This window comes from Amycolatopsis sp. NPDC050768 (assembly GCF_040654155.1).
In the GTDB taxonomy this organism is placed as follows: domain Bacteria; phylum Actinomycetota; class Actinomycetes; order Mycobacteriales; family Pseudonocardiaceae; genus Amycolatopsis.
Genome location: NZ_JBFAHL010000003.1, coordinates 417122 through 429685, shown reverse-complemented (window position 1 = coordinate 429685; position 12564 = coordinate 417122). Strand labels below are relative to the sequence as shown.

General features: G+C 68.9%; 14 protein-coding genes. 7 read left to right on the top strand and 7 right to left on the bottom strand.

The genetic code is table 11. The features are described 5' to 3' along the window. Nucleotides 1–32 precede the first annotated feature (32 nt). Genes AB0H62_RS12160 through AB0H62_RS12150 form a run of 3 tightly spaced genes read right to left on the bottom strand, consistent with a single transcriptional unit; the run spans nt 33 to nt 2071 of the window. Complete coding sequence (locus AB0H62_RS12160) at nt 33–1037, bottom strand: alpha/beta fold hydrolase (protein WP_220245234.1); 1005 nt, start codon at nt 1035–1037, stop codon at nt 33–35. Next, entirely contained in the window at nt 1034–1276 is a 243-nt protein-coding gene (locus AB0H62_RS12155) for a hypothetical protein (protein WP_220245233.1), read from the bottom strand. The genes AB0H62_RS12160 and AB0H62_RS12155 overlap by 4 nt, the downstream gene beginning before the upstream one ends. Before the next feature lie 21 nt (nt 1277–1297). Beyond that, on the bottom strand, nt 1298–2071 hold the full coding sequence (locus AB0H62_RS12150) for a DUF4097 family beta strand repeat-containing protein (protein WP_220245232.1): 774 nt from the start codon (nt 2069–2071) through the stop codon (nt 1298–1300). Nucleotides 2072–2243: 172 nt separating this feature from the next. On the opposite strand from AB0H62_RS12150, the gene AB0H62_RS12145 reads away from it, so the two are divergent. The 3 genes from AB0H62_RS12145 (at nt 2244) to AB0H62_RS12135 (ending at nt 4903) form a co-directional block, all read left to right on the top strand. Next, the gene (locus tag AB0H62_RS12145; protein WP_266118255.1) at nt 2244–2783 is read left to right on the top strand and encodes a YbhB/YbcL family Raf kinase inhibitor-like protein; all 540 of its coding nucleotides are present in this window, start codon (nt 2244–2246) and stop codon (nt 2781–2783) included. 159 nt (nt 2784–2942) lie between these two features. Beyond that, complete coding sequence (locus tag AB0H62_RS12140) at nt 2943–3842, top strand: amidohydrolase family protein (RefSeq protein WP_220245230.1); 900 nt, start codon at nt 2943–2945, stop codon at nt 3840–3842. A 245-nt stretch (nt 3843–4087) separates the two neighbouring features. Next, nucleotides 4088–4903 (top strand): IclR family transcriptional regulator, encoded by an 816-nt coding sequence (locus AB0H62_RS12135; RefSeq protein WP_360585823.1) that lies wholly within the window; start codon nt 4088–4090, stop codon nt 4901–4903. A gap of 17 nt (nt 4904–4920) precedes the next feature. Here the strand turns inward: AB0H62_RS12135 and AB0H62_RS12130 are convergent, their stop codons facing one another. The 3 genes from AB0H62_RS12130 to AB0H62_RS12120 all read right to left on the bottom strand — a co-directional run bounded on the left by AB0H62_RS12130 (nt 4921) and on the right by AB0H62_RS12120 (nt 6356). Beyond that, nucleotides 4921–5361 (bottom strand): GNAT family N-acetyltransferase, encoded by a 441-nt coding sequence (locus AB0H62_RS12130; protein WP_360585821.1) that lies wholly within the window; start codon nt 5359–5361, stop codon nt 4921–4923. A 111-nt stretch (nt 5362–5472) separates the two neighbouring features. Continuing rightward, nucleotides 5473–6033, bottom strand: a complete 561-nt coding sequence (locus tag AB0H62_RS12125) for a TetR family transcriptional regulator (protein ID WP_354865299.1) — start codon at nt 6031–6033, stop codon at nt 5473–5475. Then, on the bottom strand, nt 6030–6356 hold the full coding sequence (locus AB0H62_RS12120) for a multidrug efflux SMR transporter (protein WP_220245226.1): 327 nt from the start codon (nt 6354–6356) through the stop codon (nt 6030–6032). Before AB0H62_RS12120 ends, AB0H62_RS12125 begins: the two co-directional genes overlap by 4 nt. A gap of 178 nt (nt 6357–6534) precedes the next feature. Here AB0H62_RS12120 and AB0H62_RS12115 point away from each other — a divergent pair, with 178 nt between their 5' ends. The 4 genes from AB0H62_RS12115 to AB0H62_RS12100 all read left to right on the top strand — a co-directional run bounded on the left by AB0H62_RS12115 (nt 6535) and on the right by AB0H62_RS12100 (nt 11623). Then, a complete protein-coding gene (locus AB0H62_RS12115; protein ID WP_360585818.1) occupies nt 6535–8796 on the top strand; it encodes a (Fe-S)-binding protein in 2262 nt (753 codons plus the stop codon). A 137-nt stretch (nt 8797–8933) separates the two neighbouring features. After that, nucleotides 8934–9878 carry a hypothetical protein gene (locus AB0H62_RS12110; RefSeq protein WP_360585816.1) on the top strand — a complete coding sequence of 315 codons (945 nt, stop codon included), beginning with the start codon at nt 8934–8936 and terminating at the stop codon, nt 9876–9878. Between the two features lie 299 nt (nt 9879–10177). After that, nucleotides 10178–10591 (top strand): DUF742 domain-containing protein, encoded by a 414-nt coding sequence (locus AB0H62_RS12105; protein WP_354865291.1) that lies wholly within the window; start codon nt 10178–10180, stop codon nt 10589–10591. Nucleotides 10592–10618: 27 nt separating this feature from the next. Then, entirely contained in the window at nt 10619–11623 is a 1005-nt protein-coding gene (locus tag AB0H62_RS12100; protein WP_360585814.1) for a cation diffusion facilitator family transporter, read from the top strand. Between the two features lie 14 nt (nt 11624–11637). Here the strand turns inward: AB0H62_RS12100 and AB0H62_RS12095 are convergent, their stop codons facing one another. After that, on the bottom strand, nt 11638–12381 hold the full coding sequence (locus AB0H62_RS12095; RefSeq protein WP_360585812.1) for a CAP domain-containing protein: 744 nt from the start codon (nt 12379–12381) through the stop codon (nt 11638–11640). Nucleotides 12382–12564: the final 183 nt, after the last annotated feature.

Here is a 12564-nt window from a genome sequence, read left to right as displayed (position 1 = left end):
TAACGAAGGGGTAGTGGCTCTTGTTCCCGGGCTCACCGGCAGATCGTGCCGAGAGGGGGTGTGAGGCCGCTCACCAGGTACTTCGTCTCCGCCGCTCGCGCGCACGCGGAGTTCAGCAGGCCGGAGCCGTCGACGTCCGCCGCGAGCCCCCTGGCCCACGCCAGCGGCGTCGCCGGGTCGTGGGCGCCGCCGACGACGAGGATCGGCGGAGTGCCGTGCACCCGATCGGGGTGCGGCGGGTTCCTCGCCGGCAGCGGCCAGCCCGCGCACCCGCTCGCGAAGTTCCACCACCCCGAGTAGCGCCAGCTGTGCGGGGCGACCGTCTTGACCACGGCGGCGGTCGCGCGAAGGTCCGCGATGCCGGTGAACAGCGACGGGAAGTCCTGGCAGCCGATGGCGCGGTACATGCCGTAGCTCGGCGAGAAGAACTGCGCGGCCGAGGTCAGCTGGGCGGCGTCCGCGCTCGCGGCGGCCAGCGCACGGCCGAGCTCGGGCCACTGGTCTCTTACGTAGAGGTAGCCGTAGACGCCAGAGGACAGCTCCTCACCGTCGGCCACGCGACCGAGCCCGCTCGACCAGGCGCCGTGGGCGACCAGGTTGTCGTAGTAGGCCAGCACGTCCTGACCGTGCAGGGCGCATTCCGTCGAGGTGCGGCACCACGACGCGAACCGCACCAGCGAGTCCTCCGTCGCCGCGGCCTCCGCCACGATCGACTGCCGCGGCGGCCGGCCGTGGTCGATCGCGCCGTCCAGCACCATCGCACGCACGCGGTCCGGATGCGCCGCGGCGTACGCGGCCCCGAGCTCGGTGCCGTAGGAGACGCCGAGCCACGAGATCCGCTGCTCGCCCAGCGCGACGCGGATCGCGTCCACGTCTTCGGCCGCGCTGAGCGTGTCGACGTGTCCGAGCAACGGCCCGGTCTTCGCCAGGCAGGTCTCGCCGACGGCCCGGTTGTGCTCGACCAACGCGGTGAATTCCGTTGCGGTGGAAGGAAATCTGCTCAGGAAGAGCAGGACAGCGGCAGCGATCAGCTTCATGCCGGACGAGCCGGGACGACCGGCCGCGCGGCGCGGTGGGACCCCTCGTCCCGCACGATCACCGTCTCCGCCAGCCGCACGTCACCGGCCGGCGCCGTCACCTGGACCACCGCGACGGGCGTGGGTACCGGCGTCGTCGCCTCGGGCTTGGCCGCCAGGCCCAGGCTCGCCGTCACGACGAACGCCCCCACCGCCCCGGCCAGCACGGCCGCCAGGACCCGGTTCTCGATCTTGCGCATGTGAATGTTCCCCCGAAAGTGTCAGGCGGCCTTGACGGTGACGCTGCCGCTGGAGGTGTTGAGGTCGAGCGTGTTCGTCTGGCCGGCGCTGTTCGACGTGGGGATCTGCACGGTTCGGTGCCCGCTGTCGGTGTCCCCGATCACCCTGTACGACCCGTCCGGCACCCGCACGTCGACGCTGCCGGAGTCGGCGTGCACCTTCACGTCGTTGGGCGTGGCCAGGGCCAGCTCGACGCTGCCGCTGTCGGCGGAGACGTCGACCGGGCCGCGCACCCCCTCGGCCTTCACGTGGCCGGAGTCGCTGTGCAGCTGCACCGGCCCGACGTTCTGCAGGTCGATCGAACCGCTGTCGAGCCGCAGGTTCACCAGCCCCGCGACGTCCGCCACGTGCGCGCTCCCGGAGTCGGCGGTGACGTCGACGCTCGCGACGCCTGTGAGATCCACCTCGCCCGAATCCGCCTTGCCCATGACGGGCAGCCCGGCCGGCACGACGACGTCGAAGTCGGCGGTGCAGTTGCGGCCGCAGTCGCCGAGCACGAGCTGGTCGCCCTCCACCCGGAAGGCGTCACCCGGCTCGCCGCGGAAGTTGTAGTGCAGCTTCTGGTGCACAGAGATCGGGCCGGAACCGGTGCGGATCCGGATGTCGCCGGAGTCCGCGTCGAGCTTCACGCCGCGGATCTGCTGCGAGACCGTCGCGCTGCGCTCCACCGTGCTGCCCAGCCCCCAGCCGAGCGCGATGGCCACTCCCACGCCGATCAGAACTACGCCACCCAGTGCCAGAAGCGGGCGTGCCATGGTGTCCGTCCCCTCAGTACCGCTCATCCGTCTGCCGCAAACGGTAGGAGGGGCACGGGTGCCGCGACATCCGGTAAACCCCCCGAAACATCCCTGAGGTGCCGGGGTCCGGGTCAGGGTCATAGCCTGGAGTCCGACTGGACTTCCAAGATCAACGCGTTCAGGAGGATTGATGCCTCAATCGCCCAATCCCTACGATTTCCTGCCGTCCGTGCCGTCGTTCACGCTGCGCAGCACAGACATCGCCGAGGGCGAGACGCTCACGACGCCGCACCTGTCCGGCATCTTCGGCGCCGGTGGCGAAGACCGGTCGCCGCAGCTGTCGTGGGAGGGCTTCCCCGAGGGCACGCGCAGCTTCGCGGTCACGGTGTACGACCCCGACGCCCCGACCGCGAGCGGCTTCTGGCACTGGGCCGTGTTCAACGTCCCCGCGTCGGTCACCGAGCTGGCCGCCGACGCCGGCGACGCGAACGGCTCCGGCCTGCCCGAGGGCGCTGTCACTCTGAAGGGTGACGGCGGCGTGAAGCAGTTCCTCGGCGCCGCCCCGCCGCCCGGGCACGGCCCGCACCGCTACTACTTCGTGGTGCACGCGCTCGACGTCGACTCCCTGGAGATCGACGGCGACGCCACGCCCGCGTTCCTCGGCTTCAACCTGTTCGGCCACACCCTGGCTCGCGCCACGATCACGGCGGTCTACGAGAACAAGGGCTGAGTTTCGCCGATAGCAGGGCCACCGCGGGTTCGCTCGCGGTGGCCCTGTGGTGTTTTTCCGACAGGTGGAATCACTGCCGTTGACCCGCTCCCTCGCAGGGGAAGACGATCGGAAGCTGCACATCAGCACGTACCTCGTACCGCAAGGGAGCCGGCACCGATGTACGAAAAGGACGGCGAGCGCTACTTCATCGTCGACGGTCACGTGCACTTCTGGAAGCCGACGGAAGTCGGGTTTCGCCACCAGAGCGAGGAAACGATCGTCCACGACCTGTTCGAAACCGGGTACGTGGACCACGCGATCTTCCAGCCCGCAGCCACCGCCGACCCCGACGGCGCGGCACCCGGGAGCGCGTTCACCGAGCGGTACCCCGGCCGGTTCACCGTCGCCGGCCTCGAGCCGGTCGCCGGGAACCTCAAGGGCGTCAAGCTCGTCACCACCGAACAGGCGGGCCGGCAGCTGTCGGACCCGTGCTCCTACCGCTTCCTGGAGAAGTGCCAGGAGCTCAGCATCCGCAACATCCACCTCCACGCCGCCCCCTCGATCCGCCCGCTCGACCGCGACGGCTCGGATGGCACGGGCGGCTCCGACGCGTCCGCGGCCTTCGACGCCGCCGGCCTCGACGAGGTCGCCGCGGCGTTCCCGGACCTGCGCTTCATCGTCGAGCACGTGGGCTTGGCGCGGCTGCAGGACTTCTGCTGGATCGCCACGCAGGAGCCGAACGTGTACGCCGGCCTCGCGCTCGCGTTGCCCGCCATCCTCACCCGGCCGCGCCAGTTCGCCGAGATCATCGGCGAGCTGCTCTATTGGATGGACGAGAACCGGATCACGTTCGCCAGCGACTACGGGCTCCAGCACCCGAAGTGGCTAATCGAGTCCTTTGTGGACTTCGAGATGCCGGAGGACTTCCAGGACGAGTACGGCGAGCTCACCACGGACGTGAAGAAGAAGATCCTCGGCCTCAACGCGGCTCGCCTGTACGACCTCGAGGTGCCAGACGGCTGCGGGACCACCGAGGCGGCGGCCGAGATCGGTTCGAACTCGAAAGTACCGGTGTGACGCCGGGACTCACCCGTTCGGTCCAGCGGGCCGAGATCCCGGTCCGCCGGAGTCACCACGGCCCGTCGGCGGACGACCTGCACTGATCTCACCGGGTGAAGCCGAGGCCCGGTCGGTGTGAGCACCCGCGGCGACGTCGGAATCGTTGCCGACCGGGTGCTCCACTTGAGCCGTTCGGAGCACGTATGGTGGTGGGCGCATGTGATCGCCCGTTCACTGCCGAACGGTTTCACGGAGGTGCCGCTGTGTCCGAACCCGCCCTGCCGCTTTCCGACGACGACATCACCGAGAAGGAACCCAGCGGGCTGATCGGTTCGGCGCAGCGGGCGCTGCGCGTGCTCGAGATCGTGGCCGGCGCCGGCGACGGCATCGCGGCCAAAGCCGTGGCCCGGCGCGCCGGTTACAAGCTCTCGACCACCTACCACCTGCTCAACACGCTGGTCCACGAAGGCTATTTGATCCGCCTCGGTCACGGCCGCGGGTTCGGCCTCGGCTACAAGGTCGGCGGCCTCTACCACAGCCTGCTCGGCGAGCTCGACGTCGACCACCAGTTGCGCGACGGCCTCCACCAGCTGCACCTGCGCGTGAGCGCGCCCGCGTACTACACGGTCTTTCGCGACACCGACGTCGTCGTCGCGGCCGTCGCCGACTCGCCGGAGTTCCCGCGCGCCCAGCCGCTCGACTTCGGTTTCCACGAAGCCGCGCACGCCACCGCGTTCGGCAAGGTGATGCTCGCGTCGCTGCCCGCGCGCCAGCGCCGCGACTACCTCGCCGGCGCGGGCATGCCTCGCCTCACCGACCGCACCCGCGTGACGTCACGCGACCTCGAGACGGAGCTCGAAACCGTGGCGCGCTCGGGGATCGCGCTGGAGATCGAGGAGTTCCAGCCCCAGCTCGCGTGCTTGTCCGCGCCGGTGCTCGACACCGAGCAACGCGTGACGGGCGCGGTCGCGTTCTCTGTGCCGGTGCACCAGTTCGCCGACCGCCGCTCGGACCTCGAACGCGCCGCGCGTGCCGGGGCGGCGCACTTCTCGAAGTTGTTGTCCGCCAAGGACAACTGAAAATTCGACCGACCGGTCTACCGTAGTGCTTCCCGGTTGGCCCCCTCGCGTTCGAGGAACCGCCCCTTGGTGTGCTCGCCGAACCCGAACTGCCGGTACAGCCCGTGCGCGTCGGCTGTGTGCAGCATCCAGCGCATGCCGGCGCCCGGGCCGTTGTCGATCATCTCGCGCACGATCTCCTTGCCCAGCCCCGAACCACGTGCGTCCTCGACCACGAACACGTCGGCGAGGTAGGCCGACGTCACGCCGTCGGAGATCGCCCGCGCGAAGCCGACCTGGCGGCCGGTGGCGCGCTCGTACGCGCCGACCACACGCCACGACCCGGCGACGGCCGCCTCGACCTGATCACGCGTGCGCCAGCGGCCCCAGTAGGCCTCGGTGGAGAGGAACTTCCACAGCACGTCGAGGTCGACCCGGCCGGGGTCGTCGTCGAGTTCGTATTCGCCTGCGATCCGCATACCCGCAAGTTACCAATCCGGCCAAAAGGAGGCGGGCACGCAACCGGACGTGACCGCGGCCGGCGACTGTTCCCGCCGTGACTGTGGTCGGATTGGTAACCAACAGCACAGTCAACGCGGTTTGAGCAAGTAGTCGACCACAGGCCGCAGCTCGTCGGCCGACGGCGGTTCGTCGTCGATCAGGCCCTGGATCAGCAGGCCGTCGATGCCGGCGAGGAAAACCCGGAACGCGACCTCGTTGTCGTGGCGGACCATGGACGTGAGGACGTCGAGCCAGCGCCGCGCGGCCGGGCGCAGCTCGGGTTTGCGCGCGGCCAGCAGGTACAGCTCGTACTCGGCCATCGTGCGGCCGCGGCGCGGCCCGAGTGCCTCCGCGAGCAGGCCGGCGACCTCTTCGGCGCCGCGGCTGCCGCGCGATCGGGCGCGGTCGATCATCCAGTAGACCTCGGTGGCCATGTCGCGCGCGCAGGAGATGAGAGTGGCCACGAGCAGGTCGTCGAGCGAGGCGAAGTGGTACGTGGTCGACGCGGTGGGCACGTCGGCCTCCACCGCCACCGTGCGGTGCGTGACGCCGGCGACGCCGTTGCGCTCGATCACCCGCAGGGTGGCCGCGATGATCTCCGCGCGCCGCTTCTCGCCGCGCGCCTTGCGGCCGTCGACTTGGATCTTCACTGGTTGCTCCCGACCTCGATCAGCACCACCCCGCCGATCACGAGCACGAGCCCGCCGGCCATCACCAGGTTGATCGGTTCCTTGAGGAACAGGACCCCGATGATCGCCACGAGCGCCACGCCGACGGCGGCCCACACCGCGTACGCGATGCCGAGCGGCAACCCCGACTTCAGCACGCGGGAAAGTGCGAAGAACGCTACGCCGTACCCGACGGCGACCAGCGCGGACGGCACGACTTTCGTGAAGCCCTCGGAGAGCTTCAGGGAAACGGTGGCCGTCACTTCTGCGGCGATCGCCAAAGCGAGGTACAAGTAAGCACCCATGAGGACAAAACTACCTGAACGATCGTCTCACTAGCCAGCGAGGCGTGCACCACATCGGTGGGACTTGGGCGCTGCCAACCAGTTACCCATCAGTAAGAAGCGTTACCCTGCTCGGCACCGGCGCTGTGAGAAACGCACAGGCACCGGCACCACCACACCGGACGAAAGGCACCCGACGATGGGCGCTGTAGAGCTGACGCTCGGGGGGATCTCGGTCCTCCTGGGCATCTTCGCCTGGGGACTGTTCATCGCCACCATCGCCCGCTTCGTGCGGGTGATCCGGCTGGGCCAGCCCGACCCGACGCGCAACGGCCCGTTCATGCCGCGGCTCGGCACCCTGATCAAGGAGTTCGCCGCGCACACGCGCATGGCGAAGTTCCGTCAGGTCGCGCCCTGGCACTGGATGGTGATGTGGGGATTCCTCATCGGGTCGCTCGCGCTGTTCGAGGCCTACGGCGAGGTGTTCGTGCCGACGTGGGGCTGGCCGGTCCTCGAGGACTGGTCGCTGTGGAGCCTGCTCATGGAGCTGCTCGGCGTGGCCACGATCGTCGGCGGCATCGGCCTGGTGATCATCCGCCAGGCCAACCACCCGCGCCGCGCCGACCGGCAGTCGCGCTTCGCGGGCTCGAACTTCAAGTGGGCCTACTTCGTCGAGGCCGTGGTGATCATCGAGGGCATCGGCATCATCGGCGTGCGCGCGGCGAAGGCCGCGATGGGCGTGCACGAGACGCCGACGTGGGCCGCCTTCGTGTCGAACCCGCTGTCGCACGCGCTGCCTGCCAGCGCCGCGCTCGTGTCGGTGTTCGCGTTCATCAAGCTGATGAGCGCCACGGTGTGGCTGATCGTGGTGGCCCGCACGATGACCATGGGTATCGCGTGGCACCGCTTCAGCGCGTTCTTCAACATCTACTTCAAGCGCGAGGACGACGGCGGCGTCGCGCTCGGCGCGGTGAAGCCGATGATGAGCAAGGGCAAGGTGCTCGACCTCGAGGAAGCCGATCCGGACGAGGACACGTTCGGCGTCGGCAAGGTCGAGGACTTCAGCTGGAAGGGCTGGCTCGACTTCTCCACCTGCACCGAGTGCGGCCGTTGCCAGTCGCAGTGCCCCGCGTGGAACACGGGCAAGCCGCTGTCGCCGAAGCTGCTGATCACACAGCTGCGCGACCATGCGTACGCGAAGGCGCCGTACCTGCTGGCCGGTGGCAAGCGGGACATGGCCGGTGATGAGATCGGCCTGACCGGCGACAACCCGCATGCCGGGATCGACGTGCTGGCGCTGGCCGAATCGGAGCGGCCGCTGATCGGCGGCGCCGAAGACGGTGGCGTGATCGACCCCGACATGCTGTGGTCCTGCACTTCCTGTGGCGCGTGCGTCGAGCAGTGCCCGGTAGACATCGAGCACGTGGACCACATCGTGGACATGCGCCGCTACCAGGTGATGATCGAGTCGTCGTTCCCCACCGAGCTCAACGGCATGTTCAAGAACCTGGAGAACAAGGGCAACCCGTGGGGCCAGAACGCCAAGGACCGTCTCCAGTGGACGGAGGACCTCGACTTCGAGGTGCCGGTGTTCGAGGGCGATCTGGGCGACGCGGAGTACCTGTTCTGGGTCGGCTGCGCCGGCGCGTTCGAGGACCGCGCGAAGAAGACCACGCGTGCCGTGGCCGAGCTGCTGCACATCGCGGGCGTGAAGTACACCGTGCTCGGCTCGGAGGAGTCGTGCACCGGTGACCCGGCGCGGCGCGCGGGCAACGAGTTCCTGTTCCAGATGCTGGCCCAGCAGAACGTCGAGGTCCTCAACTCGGTGTTCGAGGGCCGCGAGCGCAAGGCGCGCAAGGTCGTGGTGACCTGCGCCCACTGCTTCAACACGCTCGCCAACGAGTACCCGGAGCTGGGAGGCCAGTTCGACGTCGTGCACCACACGCAGCTGCTCAACCGCCTGGTGCGGGAGAAGTACCTGACGCCGGTCGCGCCCGTCGCGGAGGACGTCACCTACCACGACCCGTGCTACCTGGGCCGCCACAACAAGGTCTACGACGCTCCGCGTGAGCTCGTCGGGGCCTCGGGCGCGAAGCTGCGCGAGATGCCGCGCCACGGCGACCGGTCCATGTGCTGCGGCGCCGGCGGCGCGCGGATGTGGATGGAGGAGAAGATCGGCAAGCGGATCAACGTCGAGCGCGTGGACGAGGCGCTCGGCACCGCGCCGTCGAAGATCGCGACCGGCTGCCCGTTCTGCCGCGTGATGCTCACCGACGGCGTGACCGCGCGACAGAGCGACGGCCTCGCGAGCGAGCGGGTCGAGGTCGTGGACGTCGCTCAGCTGCTGCTCACGTCCGTGAAGCGCAAGCCGGAGACCGCCTTGGTGGCGACAGGGGCGCCGTCACTTGAGGACACCCCGGCAGAAGGGGCGGACGAGGAGCAGCCGGCTTCGGCCGAATAGCCGATCCCAAACTGGAATGAACGCCCCTTTCGTGATGGTTCGCCATCATGAAAGGGGCGTTTCTCGATCATTTGTCACGGGAACAGTCGTGATTAACGGCCCGTGTACGAATGCTCGCAGAGCGACACGATCACTTCATGCCATTTCGCAAGACGGCGGTCGCCGCGCTCGCTCTGTTCTCCCCGTTCGTCGCCGAATTCCTGCTCGGTGATCAATACCTGGCCAGGCGGCCTGGCGAGGTTTTGATCACCCAGCAGCTCGGCATGTTCGCGATGTTCGTGGCGCTCTACGGCTCGGCCGCGGTGCTGATCCGCGAGGTCGCGCGCCGCCGCGGCCGGGGCTGGCCGACGATCCTCACGCTCGCGCTGGCCTTCGGCGTCGTCGAAGAAGGCCTGCTCACGCAAACGTTGTTCAACCCGCACTACCTCGGCCTCGACCTCCTGAGCCCCGCGCACGTGCCGGTGCTCGGCATCGGTGGCCAGTGGACGGTGTTCGTGCTGACGCTGCACGTGGTCTGGAGCATCGCTTCGCCGATCGCGATCGGGGAGGCGTTCTTCGGGCGCGAGCCGTGGCTGCGCCGGCCGGGCACGGTGGCGTGGACCTGCGCGCTGCTCGTCGGCGCGGCGGGGACGTTCCTGGTGTCTCGCATGATGGGAACTCCGGCGTTCCTCGCGGCGCCCGGACAGCTGGTCGGCGCGGCCGTGGTGGCCGTGGCGCTCGTAGTGTTTGCCTTGCGCCTGCCCGTCCGAACCCTTGACACGCGGGGCTCGGCGTGGGCCGGGTTCGCCGTCGGACTGGGGGCGAGCACGCTGTTCCACCTGGTGGACAAGACCGCGCTGCTCCATTCGTGGGGCACGGTCGCGTTGATGCTGGCGCTCGAAGCGGCCGTGGTCGCGTACGCCGTGCGCTGCCGTCCGTCCGCGTTTTCCCTGGCAGCAGGCGCGATTGTCACGTACTGCTGGGTCGGTCTGCTGACCGCCGCGGGCAACCCGGTCGCGCTGATCGAACAGGTGGTCCTCGTGGCCGCGACGCTTTCGGTACTCGCGCTCACGGCCCGTCGGCGAATTCCGGTAAACGTTTGACACAAGAGGCACGGGCGTACCGGAATGCCACGAAAACGTTTACCGTGCACAATTTCTGCACCTCTGGTCCGGCTTCGTCACATTGCCGATGACAGACAGGACAACGGGCGTAATCTACGGTTCCTCGCGATCGACGCCGCTTGCGGGAAGCGAATTCGGCTACCGATATAAGGGGGCGCGACGTGGCGAACGGGTACAGCGGACCTGGTTACACCGGCCACTCGGGCACCCCCTTTTCGCCTTCCGGGCGAGTCAGCGTCGCGCCGGGCCGGACCCCCGAACCCGTTTGGCCGAGCGAAGTGCCCGAGGAGTTCGCGGGCGAGCCCGTGGTGGGCGACGGATGGGTCTCCGACCCATCGCCGGTCCCCGGCCCGCGGACACTCGTCCGGCCGTACGTCCTCACCCGCGGTCGCACGCACTCCCGCCGCAACCTCGCCATCGAGGCGCTCGTGAAGGCCAACGCCCGGGACCCGCGCTGGAACTCGCCTCAGGTGAAGGGCGAGTTTCGGATCGTGCGGTCGCTGTGCCTGTACCCGCGGTCGGTGGCGGAGGTCGCCGCCACGTTGAGCGTTCCCCTCGGCGTCGCCCGGGTTCTGCTCGACGACCTGGCCGAGCTCGGCCTCGTGACGATCCACGCGCCGCAGCGCAAAGAGGACGGCCGGCCGGCGATCGCGCTCATGGAGCGAGTGCTTTCGGGTCTCAACCGACTCTGACCCACCCGCGCGGCTAGTCTTCTGCGCGTGAGCGAGCAAGAGGAATCGGGCGGTGAGAGCACCCTCACGGTGCTGCTGGCCGGCGGCGTGAACCTGGCCATCGCCATCCTGAAGTTGATCGCCGGGATCATCACCGGCTCGGGCGCGATGCTGTCGGAGGCCGCGCACTCCTTCGCCGACACCATCACCGAGGTCCTGCTGCTCACCGCGCTCAAGCGTTCGGAGCGCCCCGCCGACCGGGTCCACCCGTTCGGCTACGGCAAGGAGCGCTACTTCTGGTCGCTGCTGGCGGCCGTCTCGATCTTCGCCTCGGGCGCGATGTTCGCGCTGTACGAGGGCTTCACCACCGTGTTCGGCGAAAGCGAAGACCAGACGAACCCGATCGTCGGCTACGTGGTGCTGGGCATCGCGTTCGTCCTCGAAGGCGTGTCGTGGCTGCAGGCGATCCGGCAGGTGCGCAAGGAGTCCCGGCAGGAGCGGCGTTCGTTCTTCACCTACCTGCGCATGATCGACGACCCTGCGCCGAAGACCGTGCTGTTCGAGGACTCGGCCGCGTTGATCGGTCTGCTGCTCGCGTTCGCCGGCATCGGGTTGCACCAGCTCACGGGCTCGTCGGTGTGGGACGGCATCGCGTCGATCCTCATCGGACTGCTGCTCGCGTGCGTCGCGTACCTGCTGGGGCGAACCAACCGGGGCCTGCTTGTCGGCCGGCAGGCGGACCCGCGGATCGTGCGCGGAGTGCGCGACCACCTCGTGTCGGCGCCGGAGATCGAGGCGCTGGTGGACTTGCAGACGATGCTGATGGGTACCGACCAGGTGCTGGTGTGTGCCCGCGTGGACTTCGACGATTCACTGGGTGCGGCCGACGTCGAGGTCGCCTGCGTGCGGATCGCGGGCGAGCTGACCGAGGGCTTCCACGATGTCACCGAGGTGTTCATCGAGCCGGTGCCGCGGTCGGATCCGAACCTGCGGGCGGCGGTGCTGGCGCGCTACGGCGACTTGACCACGCAGCCGATCGAGGATTCGCAGTAGGTCTTGCCGGGTTTTCAGTACCCGAAGTCCTGTGTCCAGTACCAGCCGGCGGTGGTCACGCCGACGCCGAGCTTGGTCAGCGAGCAGTTGAGGATGTTCGCGCGGTGGCCGCTGGAGTTCATCCACAGCTGCATCACCTGCTTCGCGCTCGTCGCGCCCTTCGCGATGTTCTCGGCACCCGGCTTGTTGTAGCCGGAGTCGCGGATGCGCTCGTCGAAGTGCTTGCCCTCAGGCGTGTCGTGCGAGAAGTAGTTGCGGGCCGACATGTCGTCGCTGTGGTCCTGCGCGGCCTGGTCGAGGTGGGACTCCTCGGCGACGGGGTCGCAGCCGGCCTTGGCGCGCTCGTCGTTCACGAGGTCCACAATCTGGCCTGCCATCGAGGGGTTCGTGGTGCGGGCCGGGGTCGTCGACGTCGGGGTGGTCTTGGGATTCGGCTTGGGCGGCGCGGGGGTGCCGGTGCCCGGGGTGCCGGACGCGGGCGTCGACGTCGGGCCGGGGCCGGCGGAGGTCGGCGTCGTGGGGGCGGTCGAACCGGACGTCGGGGTGCCGCCCGCGCCGCCCGCGGCCGGGGTGCCGCCCGGAGTGGACGACGACGGCTGCTTCGCGTAGGGATCGACCGGCGGTACGCCGGACAGCGGGTCGGACTGACCTGTGGCGGCGCTACTGAGCGTCGCCACGCTGGGTCTGGCGTGGAGCCACGCTGTCCCTCCGGCGGCGGAGAAACCGCCGAGAAGAACACTCAGTGACACCAAAACCACTCGACCACGCGCACCAATGGGGGACACGGGCGAGAAAATATCACGAACCGATTACGACCGTTACCCCCGAAAGGCGCAGTGCTTTATTTGATCAAGCCTGGGAAATGATCACGTGGTGCGGGGGTTTCCTGGTGCAGGGGGATGGTGATCTCCCGGTGCGCGCTCGGGTCTGAAGAGCTTGGG